Source organism: Ignavibacteriales bacterium, assembly GCA_020635255.1.
Taxonomy (GTDB): domain Bacteria; phylum Bacteroidota; class Ignavibacteria; order Tepidaquicellales; family Tepidaquicellaceae; genus JAEYVS01.
This window is the reverse complement of record JACKAC010000002.1, coordinates 918,203-941,715: the sequence shown is the minus strand read 5'-3', so window position 1 is coordinate 941,715 and position 23,513 is coordinate 918,203. Positions and strand designations below refer to the sequence as shown.

General features: G+C 37.6%; 18 protein-coding genes. All 18 read right to left on the bottom strand.

Annotated features, from left to right (window positions below; genetic code table 11):
* Positions 1-394 precede the first annotated feature (394 nt).
* The 18 genes from H6614_12140 to H6614_12055 all read right to left on the bottom strand — a co-directional run bounded on the left by H6614_12140 (position 395) and on the right by H6614_12055 (position 23,508).
* Positions 395-1,939, bottom strand: a complete 1,545-nt coding sequence (locus tag H6614_12140; GenBank protein ID MCB9244416.1) for an acyl-CoA carboxylase subunit beta — start codon at positions 1,937-1,939, stop codon at positions 395-397.
* A gap of 36 nt (positions 1,940-1,975) precedes the next feature.
* Entirely contained in the window at positions 1,976-3,259 is a 1,284-nt protein-coding gene (gene murA / locus H6614_12135; protein ID MCB9244415.1) for a UDP-N-acetylglucosamine 1-carboxyvinyltransferase, read from the bottom strand.
* A gap of 99 nt (positions 3,260-3,358) precedes the next feature.
* A complete protein-coding gene (locus H6614_12130; GenBank protein ID MCB9244414.1) occupies positions 3,359-4,309 on the bottom strand; it encodes an acetyl-CoA carboxylase carboxyltransferase subunit alpha in 951 nt (316 codons plus the stop codon).
* Between the two features lie 7 nt (positions 4,310-4,316).
* Complete coding sequence (locus H6614_12125; protein MCB9244413.1) at positions 4,317-6,251, bottom strand: glycosyltransferase; 1,935 nt, start codon at positions 6,249-6,251, stop codon at positions 4,317-4,319.
* Positions 6,252-6,278: 27 nt separating this feature from the next.
* On the bottom strand, positions 6,279-7,001 hold the full coding sequence (locus H6614_12120; GenBank protein MCB9244412.1) for a polyprenol monophosphomannose synthase: 723 nt from the start codon (positions 6,999-7,001) through the stop codon (positions 6,279-6,281).
* 3 nt (positions 7,002-7,004) lie between these two features.
* On the bottom strand, positions 7,005-8,384 hold the full coding sequence (locus tag H6614_12115) for a sugar transferase (protein MCB9244411.1): 1,380 nt from the start codon (positions 8,382-8,384) through the stop codon (positions 7,005-7,007).
* A gap of 66 nt (positions 8,385-8,450) precedes the next feature.
* A complete protein-coding gene (locus tag H6614_12110; GenBank protein ID MCB9244410.1) occupies positions 8,451-10,433 on the bottom strand; it encodes a hypothetical protein in 1,983 nt (660 codons plus the stop codon).
* A gap of 8 nt (positions 10,434-10,441) precedes the next feature.
* Entirely contained in the window at positions 10,442-11,185 is a 744-nt protein-coding gene (locus H6614_12105; protein ID MCB9244409.1) for an FkbM family methyltransferase, read from the bottom strand.
* Entirely contained in the window at positions 11,185-12,417 is a 1,233-nt protein-coding gene (locus H6614_12100; protein MCB9244408.1) for a glycosyltransferase family 4 protein, read from the bottom strand. Before H6614_12100 ends, H6614_12105 begins: the two co-directional genes overlap by 1 nt.
* Complete coding sequence (locus tag H6614_12095) at positions 12,417-13,547, bottom strand: glycosyltransferase family 4 protein (protein ID MCB9244407.1); 1,131 nt, start codon at positions 13,545-13,547, stop codon at positions 12,417-12,419. Before H6614_12095 ends, H6614_12100 begins: the two co-directional genes overlap by 1 nt.
* The gene (locus H6614_12090) at positions 13,495-14,730 is read right to left on the bottom strand and encodes a glycosyltransferase family 9 protein (protein ID MCB9244406.1); all 1,236 of its coding nucleotides are present in this window, start codon (positions 14,728-14,730) and stop codon (positions 13,495-13,497) included. The genes H6614_12095 and H6614_12090 overlap by 53 nt, the downstream gene beginning before the upstream one ends.
* 18 nt (positions 14,731-14,748) lie before the next feature.
* Complete coding sequence (locus H6614_12085; protein MCB9244405.1) at positions 14,749-15,744, bottom strand: glycosyltransferase family 2 protein; 996 nt, start codon at positions 15,742-15,744, stop codon at positions 14,749-14,751.
* A complete protein-coding gene (locus tag H6614_12080) occupies positions 15,737-16,813 on the bottom strand; it encodes a glycosyltransferase (GenBank protein MCB9244404.1) in 1,077 nt (358 codons plus the stop codon). The genes H6614_12085 and H6614_12080 overlap by 8 nt, the downstream gene beginning before the upstream one ends.
* Positions 16,810-17,916: a glycosyltransferase family 4 protein gene (locus H6614_12075; protein ID MCB9244403.1), complete on the bottom strand. Its 1,107-nt coding sequence runs from the start codon at positions 17,914-17,916 to the stop codon at positions 16,810-16,812. The genes H6614_12080 and H6614_12075 overlap by 4 nt, the downstream gene beginning before the upstream one ends.
* A gap of 15 nt (positions 17,917-17,931) precedes the next feature.
* Positions 17,932-19,401 carry an oligosaccharide flippase family protein gene (locus H6614_12070; protein MCB9244402.1) on the bottom strand — a complete coding sequence of 490 codons (1,470 nt, stop codon included), beginning with the start codon at positions 19,399-19,401 and terminating at the stop codon, positions 17,932-17,934.
* Positions 19,395-20,630 (bottom strand): O-antigen ligase family protein, encoded by a 1,236-nt coding sequence (locus H6614_12065; protein ID MCB9244401.1) that lies wholly within the window; start codon positions 20,628-20,630, stop codon positions 19,395-19,397. Before H6614_12065 ends, H6614_12070 begins: the two co-directional genes overlap by 7 nt.
* Before the next feature lie 5 nt (positions 20,631-20,635).
* Positions 20,636-21,787, bottom strand: a complete 1,152-nt coding sequence (locus H6614_12060; protein ID MCB9244400.1) for a hypothetical protein — start codon at positions 21,785-21,787, stop codon at positions 20,636-20,638.
* A gap of 5 nt (positions 21,788-21,792) precedes the next feature.
* Entirely contained in the window at positions 21,793-23,508 is a 1,716-nt protein-coding gene (locus H6614_12055) for an SLBB domain-containing protein (GenBank protein ID MCB9244399.1), read from the bottom strand.
* Positions 23,509-23,513 lie beyond the last annotated feature (5 nt).

Below are 23,513 nucleotides of genomic sequence, written 5' to 3'. Positions count from 1 at the left end.
ATCATTTCGTGCAAACCGTTGCTTTCTTCACGGTGAGGGATGTTGTGGAAGGGTGATATGTATATTCCCTTCGGCGGTGAGAGTCTAATAGTGACTTTGGATCGGACCTCTACTAAAAAGTCCGGCGAAACAGTTCAGCCGTCTGTAATGCGGTGAAAAACACTGCGTAAAGGTGTTCCGTCGCCTTTAGCAGAAGGAGCAGTTGTATCCTTATCCTCTGTGGGATACGTACCGTAAATACTGTATAACGTATGATACAACGAAATCAGGCTAGCCTGTTTATATATTTGAAATTCCCTTTTATTTTGTCATTCTGAGCGAAGCGAAGAATCTAAACCAAAAACGAATTAACAAACCCACTACCACAACAAAACAAATATTACACTACTAACTGCTACAACGGTATATTCCCGTGCTTCTTCTTCGGATTACTATCCACTTTTGTCTCCAGTATATCGAAGTAGTACACAAGTTTTTTGCGAGTGTCCTTTGGCTCGATCACGTCATCTATAAAACCGCGCTCAGCCGCAAGGTATGGGTTAGCGAATTTATCAGTGAACTCGTCCGTCTTTTCCTTAAGCTTTGCCTCATGGTCGTCAGCATCCTTTATCTCTTTCTTGAATATTATTTCCGCCGCGCCTTTCGCTCCCATTACAGCGATCTCCGCCGTTGGCCACGCAAGGTTTATATCACCGCGCACGTGCTTCGAATTCATAACGTCGTATGCTCCGCCGTATGCCTTTCGCGTGATGACTGTAACTTTCGGCACCGTTGCTTCGCAAAATGCGTAGAGCAGTTTCGCGCCCTGCCGTATTATTCCGCGCCATTCCTGGTCAGTACCCGGCAAAAATCCCGGCACGTCCTCGAATACCAGCAGAGGAATATTAAATGCGTCGCAAAAACGAACGAACCGAGCGCCTTTTACCGATGATGCAATATCCAGCACTCCGGCTAATACAAGCGGCTGATTGGCAACTATGCCGATACTCCTGCCCGCAAGCCTCGCGAAACCAACAACGATATTCTGCGCATACCCCTCATGCACCTCAAAAAAACTGCCCGAATCGACGATCTTATTTATAACGTCCTTTATATCGTATGGCTTATTTGGATTATCCGGCATGAAATTATTGAGGTCGTTCTGGTCCTGCTCGCTTCCGTTATCGTATTCGTATTTCGGCACGTCGTCCATATTGTTCAGCGGAAGATAAGACATCAGCTTGCGTATCTCCTCGAAACATTCTATCTCATTCCGTGACGTAAAGTGGCTTACCCCGCTCTTTTCCGCGTGAGTATGCGCGCCGCCGAGATCCTCGAACGAAACTTCCTCGTTGGTAACCGTCTTCACGACATTAGGTCCGGTAACGAACATGTATGATGTATTCTCTACCATAAAAATAAAATCTGTAATAGCAGGTGAATATACCGCGCCGCCGGCGCATGGTCCCACGATCGCTGATATCTGTGGAATCACCCCGCTTGCCAGCGTATTACGCAGGAAAATGTCCGCGTACCCGCCGAGCGAAACAACTCCTTCCTGTATCCTCGCGCCGCCGCTGTCGTTTATGCCGATCACCGGGACGCCTATTTTCATGGCGAGATCCATCAGCTTGCATATCTTTCTTGCATGGTATTCCGCGAGAGATCCGCCGAGTATAGTGAAGTCCTGCGAAAAAACACAAACCGTTCGCCCCTCTATTTTTCCCGTGCCGGTAATAACGCCGTCGGTATAGTATCTCGTTTTCTCGAGCCCGAAATCTTTCGACTGGTGACGCACAAACATGTCCACCTCTTCAAATGTTCCTTTATCGAGAAGAAGGTCTATCCTCTCTCTTGCGGAGAGCTTTCCTTTATCGTGCTGTGATTTTAGCTTGGCTTCACCGCCGCCTTTTAACGCCTCGGCTTGTTTGGAATGTAGTTCTTCTATTTTATCTTTCATGTGTTATTGTATTACCGGTATTTTTTGAATGGAGTACTATATGCGTTGAATATCTGCGCCTAATTCCCGGAGTTTTTTGTGGATCTCCTCGTATCCTCTATCGATGTATATAGAACCGTTCACAAGTGACTCCCCTTTCGCGATCACACCTGCGATGAGGTAGGAAAATCCCGCGCGCAAGTCGGGGATATTTATTTCCGCCCCGTGCAATTGTGTTGGTCCTTTGATGACTGCGCTATGATGGTAATGCGTATTTAAAAATCTGCATGGCAAACTTCCCAGGCACCTGTCATAAAGCTCTACCTCTGCTCCCATTTTTTTCAGCTCCTCGATGTATCCGAACCTTTCTTCATAAACTGTCTCGTGCACAATCGATATTCCGTTAGCCTGCGTCATAAGTATTACGAACGGCTGCTGCCAATCGGTCATAAATCCCGGATGCACGTCGGTTTCGATCGCGATGGGTTTTAATTCCCCGTCATAATAAAATCTTATACCGCCGTCCATTACTTGATATTTACCGCCTATCCTTCTAACCGCATTCAAATAAGTAATGAGATCATCCTGCCTTGCGCCTTCGATAAAGACATCACCCTTTGATGCGAGCGCGGCTGAAGCAAACGAACCCGCTACTATTCTGTCCGGAATTACACTGTGCTCCGCTCCATCCAATCTCTCAACACCTTCGATAGTTATTTTTCTGTCGGTACTTATTTCGATGATAGCTCCCATCTTTTGCAGAAATTTTATCAGATCGATTATCTCCGGCTCTACCGCGGCGTTCGTTAATATGGTTCTTCCTTTAGCAAGCGTGCTTGCGATAATAACGTTCTCCGTCGCGCCTACGCTGGGATAGTTTAGATTAATGTTAGCGCCTTTGAGACCATCAGCTTGCATCACATAGTAATCGCCTTCTTCTTTTACATCCGCTCCAAGTTTTTTGAACGCTTCGATGTGAAAATTAAGAGGTCGCGCGCCGATACGGCATCCGCCCGGTATCGGTATCCTCGCGCTTCCTGTTCTTACTAGTAGCGGACCCGCCATCAAAATAGCCGCGCGGGTTGCGTTTCCAAGCTCGAAAGGTATGTGAGATGATCTTATCTCCGGAGTGCTTATCGAAAACGATTCACCGTCGGTTTCCATTTCGGAACCGAGCAAATCACAAATATCTTTGATTATTACAAGGTCACTGATCTTATTGGGAACATTGTGAAATACCGACCTGCCAGATGAAAGAAGTGAAGCGGGAATAAGTTTGAGCGCGGAGTTTTTCGCTCCGGTCACTTTTACTTTTCCATTAAGAGGACTTCCCCCTTTTATTAAAAACCTGGAATTTACTTTTCCGTTATTATTGAGAGACTCGTCTACCTGCTGTGAAAGTTTCTTCTCTTTATTTAGTACCTGTGTCACTTATTCTCCTTAGTCTTTATAAAATCCCATACTGCCGTATTTTTTTATACGGTTGTCGAGCAATTTATCTTTTTTGATCTTACCAACTTCATTAAGTTCTTCTATCAGAACATCTTTTAATATCTGCGCCGCCTTTTCATGATCCCTGTGCGCCCCGCCTTCCGGTTCGGTAATTATCCTATCTATTACTCCGTTTTTGATAAGGTCGCCCGCGGTAAGTTTAAGCGCTTCTGCCGCCTGTTCTTTAAAATCCCAACTTCTCCAGAGGATCGATGAACAAGACTCCGGCGAGATAACCGAGTACCAGCAATATTGAAGCATCAATATTCTGTCACCAACTGCAATACCCAGCGCTCCGCCCGATGCTCCCTCACCGATTATAACCGCAATGATAGGAACCTTGAGACGCGACATTTCGAGAAGATTCTTTGCGATGGCTTCAGCCTGACCGCGCTCTTCCGCTTCGATCCCGGGGTAAGCGCCGGGGGTATCTATCAATGTTATTACGGGCTTGTCAAATTTTTCAGCGAGCTTCATCAGCCTCAGTGCTTTTCTATAACCTTCCGGATTGGACATGCCGAAATTTCTAAAGATGTTGGATTTGGTATCCCTTCCCTTTTGCTGTCCCATTATCATTACCGAATGATCGCCGATACTTGCAAATCCCCCGACAAGAGAGTTGTCATCACCGTAATACCTGTCACCGTGAAGTTCGACAAAATTTTCCGTCATCAAATAAATATAATCGAGAGTATAAGGACGTTCCGGATGCCGGGCAAGCTGTACTATCTGCCACGGCGTAAGGTTATCGAAAACATTTTTGCGAAGCTCTTTTACTTTTCTTTCCAGCTCGTTTATTTCATTAGAGATGTCCAGCCGGTCGGACACCTTTCGCATGTCGGATATTTTTTCTTCAAGCTCTATGATAGGCTTTTCGAAGTCCAAATTATTGTTTGCCATAGTATCGTTATTTTTTTAAGAATGAAAAGAATGTTTTAAGTAGTATCTCTACATCGAGCATGAGACTCTGATTTTTTGCATAAAACACATTATAATTTGCCATTTCGTCATCCGACATACCGTCGTAAAAGTTTATCTGTATAAGACCGGTCAATCCCCTTTTTCCGAGGTATTCCTTACCGTCGATCTTAAACCATTCCGGGATACCTACAAAACTCATCTTACCAATAAATACTTTCGGCAGATCTTTAAGCTTCGAGATATGCCGTCCGAGCTTACCTTTAAAAATATTCGAATAAACGAAGATGAAAGGGTAAACGGTGAAAAGCATTATAAACGAAAGGACAATGTCAAAAACTCTCTTTAAAAATATATTTAATTTATTATTAATATTATATTCAATCTCAATTAGCGAAATATCATCTATATTCGAGGTTAACTTGGACAAAATCAACTCTTTTCCTGATGGAACTATCTTGAACTGTATATTTCTATCCTTGAATGAACTGATGGTATTCAATATTTCCTGGTTCGAGAATGTGTCTTCCGAAAATACAACTTCGTGAATATTATTAATGATTATGGCTTCTCTCAGATCGGCTACAGTCCTTTTTTCGGAAATATCATTGAAATAAATTACGTTATACTTTGCAACAAGCTTTTCTTCTGTGTCCTGAGTTAGTTCTCTATTGCCGACAACAAGAAGATTAACTTTATTGAGGAGAATGTTTTTGGATTTGAAAAAATTGTACATCAACACGACCGATCTCCATCCAATAAGCATGATAATGGAAATAACAGTCGATATTAAAATTACACCTCTGGAAAACGCGTACTCGTTGAAGAAGTATGTAATGGAGGAATTGACAAAGAATCCGGTGAGGACTGCATTAAAAGTCTTAAGAAGTGAAAGCCTCTTTCTCGAATAGTTTCCGAATAACATTAAGAGGGTCAACCATACCAGTATGTAAACCGAAATGATAAACAGGTAGTCTTCGTTGGGAAAAATATCGAATCTTATTCTAACAGAAAGCACAAGGCTGATAAATAAGAAAACCAAATCCGTCAGAGGATAGAGAATATTCTTTAATGTCCGCTTGACGTATGAAACAAATGAGCGAAAGAATATACCAAGTCTAATTATCCATGAAAGAAGTTTCGGAACACCCGTGAAATTCTTCCTTACAAAAATATCCATCGCTCCGTAAAAATTATTCACATAGGAAATGTTCGTCTTTTGCGTACTTGATCCTTTGAGGTGAATAGTTGTAACATCAGGATAGTAATATATCCTATATCCGGATTTAGTTATCCTGAAACAAAGGTCGAGATCTTCGCCATACATAAAATAATCTTCATCGAACAGACCCGCTTTACCAAGAGCAGTTTTCGGGATAAACATAAATGCTCCGCATATCGCGTCCACGACATGTGTTTTATTTTCATCCAGATAAGTAAGATTGTAGCGTCCGAAAAGTCTGCTGTTGGGAAAAAGCTTTGAGAGTCCCAGCATACGCGGGATTGCAACCGATGGCGTCGGAAAACTTCGTTTGCAGGCAGAATCAAGCTGACCGTTCGCAAGAATCAGCTTGGAAGTTACTGCACCGGCATCGGGATTCTCTTCGCAAAACCTTATCATACGGGAATAAGTACCCTCTTCCAGAATAGTATCGGGATTGAGTATTAGAATGTATTTGCCTGATGCTTTTCGCAGGGCTACGTTGTTCGCCTTAGAAAACCCAACGTTCTCTTCATTTTCTATAACCTCTACACCGGAATATTTTTCACGTATGAATTGCGCGCTTCCGTCTATTGAATTATTATCGACAAGAAAAACTTCGAGAGAGTGGTTTTCGGTATTGGCTTTGTATATGGAGGAGATACAATTATCTACAAGGTCTTTAACATTATAATTAACTATTACGATCGAAACATCTGTCATTTTTTCAATAAATGTTCGGGAATAATTTTAGAGCCTTCCAAAAATGGATTTAAGTTTAAGTTTCCAAACCATAAAATACGCTTCATACACAACCTTCTTAGACATTTTTGATTCACCCGCACGCCTATCAATAAACAGGATCGGGATCTCAACTATCTTAAATCCTTTTTTATACATCTTAAACTTCATCTCTATCTGGAAAGAATAGCCGTTGGACCTGACCCTGTCCAGATCTATCTGCGCCAAAGAAGCAACTTTGTAACAAGCAAACCCGGCGGTGGTGTCCCTGACTTTTAAACCAGTTACGAGCCTGGTGTACATGTTAGCAAAATAGCTCAGCACGAGTCTGCCCATTGGCCAGTTAAGAACCGATACACCGTTTATATAGCGTGAACCCACGACCATGTCGTAACCTTCGTCTATTTTTTCGAGAAATTCGGGAAGATATTTCGGGTCGTGTGAAAAGTCTGCATCCATTTCGAAGACAAGGTCGAATTTATTTTCGATGGCGTATTTAAAACCTCTAACGTATGCCGTCCCCAGTCCCATTTTACCTTCGCGCTCGATAACAAAAACATTCTTGTTATTCATTTCCTTAACAATGCGGGCGGTCCCGTCAGGTGAATTATCATCGACAACCAGAACGTTGAACTCATTATTCTCGTTGGTATGTTTCAGCACCTCGGGAATTATCCGCGTGATGTTTTCGGATTCATTATATGTCGGAATTATAACAAGTACTCTTCTCAATTTTTACCTGCCTTTGAAAAGTATAACAACAACGATCGTGTTTAAAATAATTTTAAAATCCAGTGTAAGACTCATATTTTCTATATAATAAAAATCAAACTGCAATTTACTTTTTACGTCGTCTAAAGACGAATCGTATTTATATTTTATCTGCGCCCATCCCGTAATGCCGGGCTTAATAGACAACCTCTTATAATAATACGGTATCTGGCTTTTTAGCTCCTCGACAAAGTAAGGTCTTTCCGGTCTTGGACCAACGATACTCATTTCGTTTTTAAGCACATTAAACAGTTGAGGAATCTCGTCTATGTGCGTTTTTCTCATGAACTTCCCAAACTTTGTAATGCGCGGGTCATCAGGACCTGACCACTCCGGACCGTACTCCTCTGCATTTTCGATCATGGTACGGAACTTATATATCGTAAAGTGCTTACCATTTTTTCCTACCCTCTCCTGCGAATAAAATATCGGACCTTTCGAAGTAAGCTTAATTAATACTATCGAAATAATGATCAGCGGAAGCGTCAACAGAATAATCATAACAGAGAGAAAAATATCGATGATCCTCTTCGTCAGATTAGCAGCGGGTGTCATGATCTCAGGCATTACCTCGATCAACGGCACGCCATAGATCTGGTTAGTCTTGGCAAGCCCGCTCACTATCTCATAGGTATCAGGCATTATTTTCAGATTCACCTCCGTACCGGAACAATATTTAATCACATCGAGCACTTTGCTTTTTTCATCCGGCTCAAGCGCAATCAGGATCTCCGAGATACCAAAACCTTTTATCAACGAAGGAAGGTCCTCAATCTTTCCAAGCGCTTCACCCCCGGAAGTTTCTCCATTGGGCTTAATGAACCCGGCAAACTTATAACCGAGCTGAGGGAATCTATTAATGAAGCCAAGAAGCTCGTTCCCTTTTTCGCCGTTACCGATTATGAATGAATTTCTTAACCCGATGCCTTTCTCGAGCAAGCTCCTCTGTACACCGCGAATAATTACGCGCCCAAACCCAACGCACAGCACCATTAATATCCAGTACAACAAAATGATGAACCGTGAAATGATCGGAGCATCCCGCATCATGTCATCGATAAAAATTGCAAAGAACAATAATATACTTCCTGCCGAAACGGCTTTGAAAACCGAAGCGAACTCATCGAACCTGGATCTAACAAACCAATGCTGATAAAGTCCCGCAAACGAAAAAACTATAACCCAATAAAAGAACACTACAAGCATCGGAGCCCAGAAAGCCGGCGGATTAGCATAGCTGATCCATCCGGACTCGACTCTAATAAAAAAATAAACGATCCATGCCAGATTTATAAAAATAATATCTGAAAATACAAGAAATAGTTTTTCGGTTCTTTTTGACAAAGCTCAAATACATAAAATTTATCGGTTAAATTAGGCATTCGTCCTCTAAAAAAAAATGAAATTTATTTAATTAACTAATTGTAAAATAGAGTAAATCTCTATATTTGGTACACTTAAATTTATATACCCACCATTATACTCAAACGGCAGTTCGGTATTACCCGGTTGTAACAATACTTTTGAAGGGCATGCCGTCGATCTAATGCGCAATTCCACATCACGAATTGGTCTAATATTTCCATATTCATCGACTGTCCGGTTAGATTCCAAACCATCCATATTTACCACCTGTATAAAAACGTTTTCATTTTTTTCGGATGCTACCAGGTGTACTTTTGAATCCGTATCCGGGATCACCATGCGCGAAGGAAAAAACTTATCCATAGCATCACGCAAAATATTTCTTAAAACTTCAGAACCTTTTTTATTATAAAATCTTCCAACGTCCGAATACAAAGCCGTGATGTTTCCTTTGCCGAATTTCTTCATTGTGATGAACGGAGAGAAAACTTTATTGTTGTTATTGTCGGTGAAAGCGTTAGCAATGGTTTCTGTTCCGCTCAATACTCTTACCTGCTGGTACGGCAGATCGAACTGTTCAGCCTGGTTTCGATCTTTTAAAACATATTCATGGTAAACATACGGTTCATCGAATGAGACTCCCAGATCATTTTTGAATGTATTAACTGCCTCCTTTCCAATCACAAGAAGAGTACCACCGTTATATACATAATTCATAAATTTTTGTTTATACTCAGGACTTATCACGTCGGCTTCCGGTAATATTACAAACGGGTAGGAGTTGAGCTCATCTATCCGGTGATCCATGATAAAACTGCATGAGAGTCCGGCATCGAGCATCAATGAATTTATACCCTGTATCTCTTCATTACCACCACCATTGTAAATTGACTTAGTGTGTTCCGCCCATGTATCCCTGGAAAAGAAAATACCTGCTTGCGGGATTATCTTATTCTCAAAGCAGTACGGCTCCCGTTCCCTGCAAAAGTCGGAAAGGTTCTTCATCAACGAAAGATTCTCTTTTCCGATGTCACCGCTTCTTTTCTGGAACCAGTAGCTTTGATAGCCGCCTCCCATGGCAATCACTTCAGCTGCTTCAAGCTTAAGTAATTTCTCCGGCTTTATACCGTTTTTTGTAAAGCTCCACGACATGAGATCCCACGGCATATTGTAAGACGCGAAAACTCTTGCGTCATATGCAGCATCATAAACCCAGTTCGTTCCCGACATATCAGCCGATAAATAATCGACATTAATGTCGACCTTTTCGGGCATCTTTTCCGAATAAGCCCAATTGATCCCGATCATAAGGTCCGGGTCGTAGCTGTGAATCGCATTTACATAGTGCCGGGCATACTCTCTATATGCTTCCCGTAAAAATTCAATATATTTTTTATAATCAGGGTCATCATTTCCCGGAATCTTTTTCAAACCGGTTTTCTTTTGTAATTCGGCAGTGACCTTAGTACCATACTCCGGCTCAAACGACCAGCCATCCGCATCTATCCATATCCCATCGATTTTGTATTTAGCTATCAGTTCCTTTACCTGAGGGATGAACAAGCTATCGGCATAATTGCTAAAGACCGAAACTCTTTGCGGATCAATGCTCCCGTCGCTTTTTATACGCGCCCAACCGGGGAATTTCTTTACAGCTTCCTCATCCATGATTGTACAATAGTGAGAATAAAGATCGACATCATGATTCAGGGTAAGTTTTCTCCATTCACCTAAAATATCTTCACTATATGGCGCGGCGACAAAGCCCACATCCGTGGGATAGCTTGAAATACCATACACTCCTTTGGTATCGACCTGAACAAAATCGGGTTTTATAAGTGACAGCATCAGATCGACAGCCGAACTGTCAAAGTTCTTCCCTATATTCCTATCATCTGTAGTCGCATGAAAATCGAAATGAAACCCAAAGAACCTCTTATTAAGTTTAGCTTCGGCTTTCCTGCCTCCTGAATCACCAAAGAAAAGAGACATCAAAGAAAAAAATATTATTAGGATACTAACCTTCATTTAAAAATTTAATTATGCGTCCTTTTGTAAAGAAGATCCATTTGCGGTATCTGGAAGTTAGACGCCTGTAGAAAACCCACTGGAGCAAGCAGTGTAAATCCTTTGCTTTTAACAAACTCGTGCATCTCATCAAACAAGGGTTCGCCTTCGTACATCTCTATAAAAGAAGTTTCGAACAACAAATAATCTATCTTAGATAATTCACTCCCTCCACCAACTAGGACTTCCTTTTCAAAACCCTGCACATCTAGTTTGAGTAAAACCGGACCGGCAAGTTTATCCTGACGTAGATAATCTTCCAACTTTTCGACGTCCACTTCTATCGCTTCGACTTGAGACGTGCCAGGCATAAGTTCGGTCTGGTTTTTATGTATAGGGAGAGCAGAGCTGGCATGAGAATATTTATTCTTATAAAATTTTATCTTGCCGACCTCGGACCCAAGAGCTTTATTAAAAAGCTGTATATTTTTGATCCCGGATACATTCTTCTTCAGCTCTTGAAACACTTCGGGCACCGGTTCAAAAGAGATTATATTGGCATCGGGAAATATTTCGGAAGCGGCAAAGGCGAACTGTCCTTTATTAGCTCCGACATCTATTATTGTACCGAACTTACCGCAATAATTCTTAACCGAGATATTGAGCTGATAGGAAGCAAGAGATCTGCCGCCTTTGGTCATATTTCGCAAAAATCTTCTGTCTTTTGAAAAGATCTTTAACCCGGTTAATATTTTCTCAAGTTTGGAAAGCATTATCTATTCAATTTTTTAATGACATTAATATATTTTTCGAGAGAATGTTCTAATGTAAAATTTTCTTCAAAGTACTTACGGGCATTCTTGCCCATTCTATCCCTTTCCTCAGGGTTATTTCTGAAAAAAGATATCTTTTCCAATAATTCCTTTACGTTATCAGGGTTGATAGAAAATCCGCATGAGGCATGACAAATAATCTTTCCCACCTCAGAATCCTCCGTGCAAAATGATATGACCGGCTTTCCGGACGCGAGAGTGGTATATAGTTTGCTCGGCATAAGCAGACCTTCCATTTCCTTTTCATAAGTAATAATAGAAATAGAGGCGGCAGTGAGAGAATGAGGAAGCATTGTTCTTTTCTGGTATGGCAGGAACATGACGTTCTTTAAGGAATAATTTTCCGCCATAGCAGACAACTTTTTCTTTTTCACACCGTCCCCAATGAATAGGAACAGAACATCGGAATCGGTTATTGAACGCGCGGCTTCCACCAGGACCTCTAACTCATATGAAGCCCCGATATTTCCCGAATATTGAATTATAAATTTACCGCCGAGAGAATTTTCTTTTATGAAAGTATTTTCATCGTTATCAATCGGTTTAATAAATTCAGCATCAGCCCAGTTATGAATAACGGTAATATCTTTTTGTGTTTTAAAATTATATTTGACCAGTTTATTCTCAATATTAGATTTCATGCTTTCACTGATCGCGATGATGCCGGAAGTTTTTTGCAGGCTTTTTTTATCGAGCAAGGTCCATGCCCATGCTGTGAAGCCTTTATTAGGAATGTAATTTAGTTTTATCGCCTTTTCGGGAAATACGTCATGCACCAGTATTACATAATTAATCCCTCTTAGCTTATATAATAAGTAACCCATGAATGGGAGAAAGGGCGGATTTGAAACCAACATCAACGGTTTTTTATTCGATTTAAAAAGCAGGTAGAAAAAAGTTCGTGCAAAAAAGGATATTGAATTAAATATCTGCCCGCCTTTTGTATTCTTATTGAACCGGGTGGTTTTTAAACGCCTGATGTTAATTCCATTATATGCTTCCTTTTTCGGAGCATGCAACTTCCCGGCATAAGTTGGTTTTGCCGTAATAACCTCTACAACGATATCTTTCCCGGCAAGCCCAAGTGATAGCTCAGTCAGCAACTGACCTGTGCTAGCAACATCAGGATAGAAATATTGAGAAAGAATTCTAATATGAGAATTACTGTCCACTAATGAGCTTTACCAATGTTTTTCAAATAAAAATTTGCTGTTTCCTGCGCCATTCTTTCTACAGAGAAGTCAAGCACGGTTTTACGACCATTTTCAATTAAGGTATTTCTGAGATCCGTATCACTTATTATTGCTTCCATGGCATCTGCCGTACTCTGCGGATCTTCAACCCGCGTAATGAGGGCATTGTATCTATCCTTTAAAAAGTTAGTAGCACCCCCTACATCGGAAGTTATTACCGGTACGCCGAGCGCCATAGCTTCCAGATTTACATATCCCATCCCTTCAAACCTGGAAGTAAGAACATGCACATCGAATGTACTCATTTCATTATATATATCGCTGATATATCCTTTAAAATATATCTTCTCTTCTAAATTATTTTCTTTCATATAATTCACAAGTTCACTCTTATCTTCACCATCGCCAACTATGACCAGTCTCGCGCCGGGATATTTATCAGAAATAATCCTGAATGCCTTTAGCAAAATTATCTGCGCTTTTTGGAATGTCAACCTGCCAATATGCCCAAACAGAAACTCTTTATTGTTATTTTTTTCAGCAGGAGCGGTTAATTTTTTCTTCAGCTTATCAATATCCAATCCCAAATAAATAACGTCGATCTTTTCTTCAGGAATATTGAAGTAATCGATCATTAGTTTTTTATCATTAGGCGACGTCGCAATGAACTTATCTACAAACAACTTCTTACTTTTCTCATACAACTTTCTGAGAAAGGGTAATGAATCCAATTGGGCTTTGGAATAAAAAATCCCGTGTTTAACCTCCATAATAAATTTCGTCCCTGCAACCCTGCCCATGATACACGGCAGTATTCCGGCATTCGCATGCAGAATATCGAATCTCTCCTTCTTCAGAATACGCCTCATATTAAGCAATCCCTTTAAAGAATACGTTTGAAGCTTGTCATTATCGAATATGACCTCATTGATCGAATTTTCTTTGAGTATTTCCGATAAAGGTCCTTTCATTGGGGTAGCAATATAGACATCGAACTTATCCTTAGGGAGATGAGATGCAAGATCGACCGCATATCTCTCTGTTCCATTAAGAACGTTATTGCAAACTGCCAGAAGTACTTTTATTTTTCTTTGATTCCCTGAATTCATTAGTTAGACCTTCAATTAACTGCATTACTTCCTCCGGTTTGACCATCTTCATACAATCAATAGTTGGGCAGGTCATACCGGCGTTCCTTGTGCAGTATTGCATATTGTCCGCAGCCGAACAATGCAGTTTATGATATACGACTTTGTGCATCTCGCCTACCGGATTCGAAAAATCCGGGTTTGTCGGTCCGAATATGCCAACAGACGGCGTATTCATTGCGCCGGCGATGTGTAACGGAGCCGAGTCACTTCCAACAAGGATATCTGCCTGATTTATCAGTTCGGCAACCTCAAGGAACTTCAATTTAAGGAAATGCTTTTTAAATTTCGGTACATCCTTTAATCCCGAATTATCCAGTATTAGTTCAAAATTTTTCCTGTCACGATCGTCACCAATAAAAATGAATTGATAGTGCTTGTCATTTAGCATCTCTATCAGTCTGCTATAATTAAGCGGGTCCCACTCCTTAGCACTCCACCCAGCTGTGGTATGAAGTAGTACCAAAGGTTCATCCCGGTTTATAGAAAGTTCGTCGAGTATCTTCCGGACCGTATCTGCATCCTGCCGGGATGGATATAAAACAGGTTTAGTGCCATTTGCGCCGATGAGGGTTTCCCATTTTTCATCGCTAATGCCAAAACTTTCTTTTAAAACGCTTAAATATTTATCAATTAGATGACCTCTTGTACTGGCAGGATTAAGATCTATAAACTTATTGTAAGCCGCTCCAAATCCAAAATTGTTGATACCAATTGTATAACCTGACTTTGATAAATATGTAAAAATTGCTGTGGAAACATGTCCGGTCAGATCGATTACAAGGTCATATTTGGTTTTTCTGAGCTTTTTAAAGAAGTTAATCTTCCCGCTTAAATTAAACTTTGCATTATCATTATAACCGGCGGTTTTAATATCGTCGAACATTAAAACATCATCGATATCAGGATTATTATGAGTAAGCTCAAGATTTCTGGATTTGGTCCAAATGTCTATCCTGGCATCAGGAAGTATGGCGGCAAGTAGTTTAATAAAAGGGGTATGGAATAAGAAATCACCTCTAAAATATAGTGAGATTATTAGAACAGATTTGACGTTTCTAAGGTCAAGATTTTTTCTTTTTTTAAGAAAGACAACTCTATTAAAACCCGATATTAAATTTTTAACCGATCTCTTAAAATTCAAAACTAATCCATTAATTATCTATACCTTAAACATATTAATATCCTTATTGAAATCAAATCTATTATTTATTATTGCTTCTCTACCTGATTTGAAAAATTTCAGTAAGTTATTGATTATTAATTTCTTGGTTTTGTAAGCGGAGTCTCTAGTAATGGCATACTTAATGGAAAACCATATTGGACGAAGTTTTAAACCGGTATAGATCATTACAGCTCTTATCACTCCTTTAATACCTCTATCATGCTTTGCCCAGAATACTATTCTGCTTCTGAATTCGTGATATTCTCTAAATAGCTGTCCTATTTTACTGGTAGATGAGTGGTGATTGTGGATCATCTTAGCTTGAGGGACAATATATCTGTCCCAGCCTTTGAGAGACATCCGATATTCCCACTCGGTCTCTTCTTCATAAAGAAAAAATGCCTCATCAAATCCGCCAATCGAGTCGACAATTTCTTTCCTAATTAGCATAGCGGCACCCATTACCCAGTCGACTTTAAAGGGAATTCCCTTGTCTACATTTTTATCCCAAAATGTGGTAAACCTTTGTTTGGTAATAGGAGCAGTCTGGAACATCCAATTTTCCTGCATAAGGCGAGAATATAGTGAGGGAAAAAAGGGATAATACCTTTCCTTTCCTTCCCCGGGTTTATATAAGACAGGTCCTACAACACCGGTTTTTTCGTTCGACCTTAAAAACTGAACTAACAAAGAGATAGAATCGTCTTCAACAAGGATATCGGGATTCATCAAAAGTATGAATTCCCCTTTTGCTTTCCGAAGTCCGACATTATTAGCATAACCAAATCCATTATTAACATCGAGCTTAACATATTCAACATCGGGGAAATCATTTATTATATTATCTATGTCGCGATCTGATGAATTATTATCTACCACAATAAATTCAAAAACTAAGTCTTTAGTATTTTGTTGGATAGAGGCAATACACTCTTTAATGTCCTCATACACATTATAATTTACGATTATGACGGTAATCAGCATCTTATCCATTGACCCGGGAAATAATGAATTTGATATAATCTAAATATTTACTCTCTTGTTTTTGAGGCGGTTTACTAATCTTCTTCATAGGATCGCCAACAAAGGATCCAACAGCTTCAACAATACTTCTTTCTTCTCTAGGATCGAAATAATAAGCATTGTCACCGCAAATCTCCCTGGCATAAGGCAGGTCTGAGCAGATTATGGGCAGTGAACATTGCTGGGCTTCTAGTAAGGGAAATCCCATTGTCTCTGTAAGAGAGGGAAATATCAACGCATCCATATTTTTGTAAAACCAATATATGCTTTCAAAAGGAACTTTGCCAATCCGTTTTATCGAATCCGTCGATTCGCCCTCAACAGTAATATACAGTATAACTTTGTTTTCGTTAAGCTCATTGAATTGCTCAACAGCTTCAGTCAATAATTTATTATTTTTATATTTATCATTAGATGTAGGATAAAAGAGTTTTATGTAATCAGTCGATAATTTGTTTTGCATGTCAGAACTAAGAGGAGCATTATTTTGTGTTATATTCTCAACCTCAGGTCTGATTATAACTACGGGACAAGTATATCCATATCTGTTAATAACAGCATCTTTCATCCATTGTGTTTGCACAATTACTCCGTCAATAATAGATCTTTGATCTCTGAGTATCCTGTCATATATAAGTTTATATTTAAGCCAGTTTGAGAATTCAAGTTCACTAATCCTAAGATCAGAAAATGGAATCGACTGGTGTATAAGGCTGAATTGTTTTGTTCTAATATTCTTTAAAACATAATTCTGTAAAGAAAGATAGGCATCGTATCCACCCTCATTAACGATATCCGGAACAGTGGTCTTTTCATATTTCCATTTAGTAAGAAAACCATCTTTGGAAGTAGTATCAAATGTAATAGTTACATTTTTGTTTTGATAATCCAGCAATTCCTTCCTTGAGACAAGAAAGTGAAGAATTAAGCCTTCGCTTTCCAGGTAAGAGGTTGAATTGCTCATTTCTATTACAAAAGCTCTCAATAAAGAGTAAGCGCCTCTTTGATTAAGGGCTGAAGCGTTAATGAATATCTTCATTTAACTATACAAGAATATAATACGTTTTGTATTCGTTTTAAATTTTCATCCAAGTTAAATCTAATAGAGAAATCTTCTAATAAACCGAGAGTTTTAAAAATATTTTTGTTTAGAGAGAATTTTAAAAGAAGATCTTCCAGATTCTTATAATCATTTTGTTCATAAATAAAACCATTATGACCATTAACTATCACTTCTTGAGCAATCCCTACATTAGAAGTTATAATAGGTAGTTTCATAACCAATGCCTCTAAAATAGCAAAAGAAAAGCCCTCAGAAAGGGATGTTACAACAACTATATCAGAGCTTTTCATTTCCTGAAAAACCCTTTCCTTAGTAAGCTCACCTAGGAATTCATAAGAATGATCTTGATCTTTTTTTAACTTCAGTAAGGAATTGTAATACTCCAAATCAGTAATTTTTCCTATAAATTTAACTTCAAACTTTAAGTTTCTTATATTTTTTAAAGCTTTTATAAGAACATGCTGCCCCTTACCCTTTGTAATTACACCTATATTAACAATATTGATGTTCTCAGAATTACCAACTTTTAAATAATTACAAGTTAATATATCCTTTTCAATAGAAGGATATATCAATAAACAATTTTTTTTCCATCCCTGCTTCAAATAAAGTTGTTCTACAAATTTACTAATTACAATAACTTTACAAGTAAATAAAGATATCAATTTGAATACGATTCCACGAATAAAAGATGGCTGAATAATTTCTTTAATAGATAAAACAACCGGAATTCTTTTGAACAAAAGAGAAAATATCAGTATAAACGAGACGGAGGAATTTATAAAACAAACATCAATTTTTTTTCCTTTAATGAAGCGCAGAAGTTTTAAATTATCAGACATTCCGTATTTAAAATAGGCCAAATACGCTTTGAAACTAAAATTGTAAAATGGGAATATATTATTAGAAACCCGGACAGAAGATTTTGCAAATGAGAGCAATTCAGTTTCTCTGGGACCTTCCGGAATACCCATGTATAGATTATTATCAGAATATAAAAATTTCGCTAATCTAAAAAAATCTTCTTCGCCTCCGCCAGCTTTAGCCGAGGAATGTGAAATAAGAAGAATATTTTTCATAAACCGGATTAGGATTTATCTAGAAAAAAAACTATTGATTTTTTTCATTAGGCTTTTTTTCTCTTCCTTATTAAAGACTAAAAAAAACCAACTACCAAGTAAAATGAAAACTGCAACATGACCATACTCTATAGTCAAGCTAGAAAGGGAAAACCCAAATAACACTATTAGAGCTCCATATAAAAGGGTTTTAATCGAGTCATTTGTAAATCGAAACTTAATAATCTTTTTTGTATAGACAAAATACATAATAAAATGGAAGAAAAATGCTATCATGTAAACTAAGGGAAAAACCATTAAATCGTGTTTCCAGAATGTCACTAATGAAAACGGAAGAATAATCAATAAAGCGTTAAAAACAAAATCTATTATCAAAAGAGGAATAATTTTCATTTTAGGAATAAGCCAAAGCCCAAATAAAGCCGCCAGCATTCTGAATACATCACCAATCAATTGGAACAAAAAAAGATTTTTTGCTTCTAGAAATTCTTTGGTGTATACAAGTTGCAAAACAATATCTCTAAATGAGAAAATCAATAAAATAGAAGGTACAATTATAACCATTAAAAACCTTAAATTACCGTTTAGTTCTGTAACCAGATCAAAATTGTCTTTTATACTTGATATTTTGGGCAAAGTATAGTTTGACAAAAAAGCATAGATAATGGCAAAGTAATTCAACGAAATACCTAAAACCGACTGATAAATTCCATTATCAACCTCCCCGAATTCTGAGATAATTAGCCTTCTCATTAAAATAATTGCACCCTGATGCATCAAAGCAGCAGCAATCGATACAATACCAATCTTTAATACATTCCATTTTTCCCCCAGATTAATCTGGATTAAATCTTTGAATCTAAAAAAAGATCTAAACTGTTTCCGGTATTTGATGGCAAAAATTGTCATAGGCAATAGTCCTAAAAAGAAAATGCTTAGGGCTACCCCTATTACGTTAAAATAAATAACTAGAGGAATTAGAACTAATGTAGATAGAATTGTTGCTATAACAGAAATCCTAACAATTGTAGAAATTGCACCGAAGCTCTTAAGAAAACCATCTATAATAGAGTATGAAGCAGTGAAAGGAACTCCTAATATTATTATGATAAATAACAGGTTGTATTCAGTGCTTCCTACTAATGCATTTGTGAATGGATTTGAAAAGAATACCAATAATAATACAATTGAGAACGATAAGATCAATATTAATTTAATAAAAAAAGCCCAATACGAATTTATTCTAGCAATATAGTCCTCTTCCTTAGAAGAATATAATTCTGAAACTTTTGCAGTTATTCCAACCGGTATTCCTAAGTTAATAATACCGTTTAACAATACCTGAAAATTTAATAGCTGGGAAATAATCCCTAAACCAGCCGGACCAAGAAAAATAGCAAATATCTTTATCCTTAAAATACTGGTAACAGAATTAATTATCGTAGAGAAAGAAAGTTTGGACGTTATTTTAAATAATCTTAAAATGCTGGCTTGCCTTTAGATGAATTCACAAATCTATTTTTGTATGTATAATATAAGTACCCTAAAAAGATCAAAAATGTAGGCATAAAGAAATACTGAGTATAGATAAGCATATCTTCAAGAAAATTCTGAGCAAACAATGCAATCACAATAGTGACACTTAAATTAAGCCTGAGGTCAGATTTGAATGAAGGATTTTTGAATCTCAGAAAAAAAGTATTTATTAAGAGAACAAAAAAACTTATTACTAATAAAATTGTCAAAACTATTCCAAATTCAAGAGCCATCAATAAAAAAATATTATGCGGATCTAGAACGGCTTCATTACCAAAAAGAAACTTTTCTTTTTGAAATTGCTTATATGCATCCGAAGTACCGTATCCCCATAACAAAGTATTTTGATCTTTTGTTATTAATTGGATTGCGGTAAGTATTAGCATTAGCCTAGCAACAGAGCTATCAGATTTTGCAACCGCCATATCAAGAACAAATGTTGAAACCGCCAAAAATAAAAAAAGTAATGTTAAGAAGAATAATACTTTAGAACGATAAAAGGTTATAAGCAATAATCCAACTCCTACCCCTATATAGCCAGCTCTGCTAAAAGTAAAAAGAAGACAAAAAATAAGGATAAGCATTATTATGAAAAATTGTGGGAAAGATAATTTCTTCGTAAAGAATTTGTATGCTACAACTGGAATTGCGATGGTATAAAACATTGAAGCGGTATTAGGGTGAGCAAAAATACCAGTTGTAGTAGAGCTATACATCTTTATAGGATGGAAACCAATTATGAAAAAACAAATCCCAACTATAGAGAGGAAAATAGACAAATACATGATTATATCAAGAAACGCCTCAAATTTATCTGCATCATTATAAATACTATTCGCAAAAACAAAAAAAAAAGAAACTACAATAACCAAATAGGAGAAAATTTTAAACAAGGAAATCAGCGAGGAATTTTGCGAAATTGTAATGAAGGTTGCGAATAAAAATACAACAAAGCTAAGTATTAGTAGAACTTCAAAAAGCAAATTAATTCTTAAACCGGATTTTAGATATTGGTATCCTCCTAAAGAACTCAAAACAATAAATATAAATAAAATCGATTCAATAAAAAAAACAATTGAGGAAATCGTATCTCCAAAAGGAATTTGTAATCTTAATACAAAGGTAAGCCCAAGCAAAACTAGGATGATTTTTTCATTAAAGTCGAATATTTTAAGCATGTCGGCTAAACTACCTGTAAGTGTTTTTTAAAATTCTTCCATTTTTCCTTTGCAATAAAAATTATATAAACAAGCAAAGTAATTCCAATCGTCATTCCAAGAACGACATAGAGTCTTTTTGGCTTTGTTTTATAGTCCGGTATAAAGGGAGGATCAAGGACTAATATAGAAGGCGTATTTCTATTTTCTTCAATTTTAGCTTGCTCATACAAAGGCAGAATTATAGTCAATATTTTATTCTGTATCTCAACTTCCCTTTTAAGCCTAAGAAAATTCATAATAACATCGGGTTTACCTTTTAAAGTTAATATATTTCCGGATTCTGACGAACTATTTTGGATATCATTTAATTGTTTCTTTAATGCAGAAATTTTTTCTTCCTGAGTTTTGATTTCAGCCTGATCTGATGAAAGAATTTTCCGAAGAATTTCCAGTTTAACCTCTTCAGAAGCAATTTGCGCCTGAATCTCAATTTCTGTTTTGACAGCTGCTTGTACTGTCAAATCAGGGGAAATACCATATAAAGATTGAAACGTCTTTAAACTATCTTCCGCTTTTTTTAAATCACTTTTAACTAAATTATACCTTTCCCCTAGAAACAACCTATTATTTTTTGCGTCTTGTACTTTTAGTTCAACATTAATCGTATTCAACTCATTAATTAAATACTCGGTAATTTCTTTTGCCTTTACAGGATCCTTATTGAAGGCACCTACTTCCATTGTTCCTGCAATTTTATCCCCTGAAACTTCCATTACATCATTTCGGAAATATTTAAGTGCATCATGCATAGTAGAAAAATCTTCCTCTTCCATAATTTTAAATTTTATTACTGCTGTTTCCACACACCTTCTGCTATAAAGTATATTCTCATATAAAGCAAGTTCTGACGCAGTACTTCCTCCACCTGCTAAACTACTAATATCGCCCAAATTGTCTAACCCACTGAGTCCCAGCATAGAACTTAAACCTTTAGAATCTGAGGTTGTTTTAATAGTTGCTGTGGATAAATAAATCATATCCAATACAAAGAAAGCAATTATTATTGATATAATAAGACTCGCAATAAATGTATATATCAAAGATTTCTTATGCTTTATAGCAATTAGAACATACTCAGATAAAGTATCCTTACTGTAAGATGGTGATTTCTCCATTCTATTTAATCCCTGCTAATTAATATAAACGTAGTTATTACCCCGATAACCACGCCGGCTACCTGGGCTATAACACTTATAACATCCTTAAATTCTTCTTTAACTACTTTAGGTACATAAACAAAATCCCCAGATTGAATCTCGATATCGTCGGGCTTATACCAACCCCGTGAGTTAAATTTGATCACCCGTACATTGCCCTCTTCTGCGGCTAATGAAAAACCGCCCGCCTTATTTATATAATACATATAATCTTCACCTTCTTTATACGGAACATATCCTTCGTTATTGACCTGTCCATAGACATATACAATATTCTTGTTGTCGTTAACATAAATGATATCTTTGTCCTCAAGAATTACATTTTGTGAAAGATCATTGTCCTTATACAATTTTGGAAAATCAATTATGACACGATTCCTTCTTGCCTGTACATCTTGTGAAAAATTTAGTTGGTCCTGATTGGAGATTATGAGATCATTTGCTCTTTGATTTACCCAGACTTCCAGCGTATCATTTGCAGTATATTCTTCATCGTAATCCCTAAAAATCGTTGAAAGAGGCAGGTAGGCATTCTTTGTAAAACCACCTGCCATCTCTATTGCGTCTTTAACTCTTGTTTCTTTAAAAGAGACCGGATAGAACCCGGGTCTTTCCACTTCCCCAATTACAAGCACAGTACCCTTCTTATAATAATCAGGCTTAAATTTTACAAACACCCTATCATAATTTTTTATATCAAAGTCTTTATCATCTTTATAAGATAAATTATATACTTCAAACCCTTTTGAAGCGGTCAAGGAAGGCCTGAACAAGACAATGCTATCAGGTTCGGCATCTGTCAGGAATCCGCGCCCCAATCCGACGACAGTCTCAAGATCATCTCCTGAAGAATATTCATATGATCCCGGTAATTGGACTCCTCCTGTAATCGTGATATAATTTCTGTCAGCCTGTATACTAGTTAGTTTCAATCTGTCGCCTTCAAGCATATAGGGATTATATTTATCATCTCCGGTCATAAAATATTTATAGATATCAACTTTTACAGTGCTTCCGTTCTTTCTAATCAGCTCAATATTCCTTAGGGAGAGCTGAGGAATGAATACCTCTCTCTCATTATTTTTTTGGTAGGAAGCTCTCGAAACATTTGTTGTATCAAAATAAAGCCTTTTAAGTATCTCCGAAGGTCTAGTAACTGAATTTACCTCATAAGAGCTCTGCACCATACCCGAAACTTTTACAACAAACACCCTAGGAGAAGTGAGGGCAAAGCTCACGTCACTTGAATAGTACCTCTTTTTAGTAGCAGCGACAACCTTTTCTTTAGCTTCTCTCAGTGTTAATCCATTTACATATACTTCACCTACAGTTGGTATCACAACCACCCCTTCAGGTAATACATACACCGGTACCTGCTGATTTATATAACCGTATATACCAAAATTAAACAGGTCATTTGGTCCCACAATATATTTATCGGGATCGATCGCTCCTTCAAGTGGTGTCAGTTGGGTATGGACATTTGCATCAGAAATAGAGCCAAATAATTCGGGGGCATCCGCGTTTATTCTACTTGAAGGAAGTTGTCCCCCTTCTTGTTGAAGCATCTTTTGAAGAGGATCATCACTTGAGCTATTGTTGTTTTGATTTCCCAGTTGAGCCATGGAATAGCTGCTAACAAAAGCTAACATTCCCATTAATAAAATTAATCTTTTCATATTCA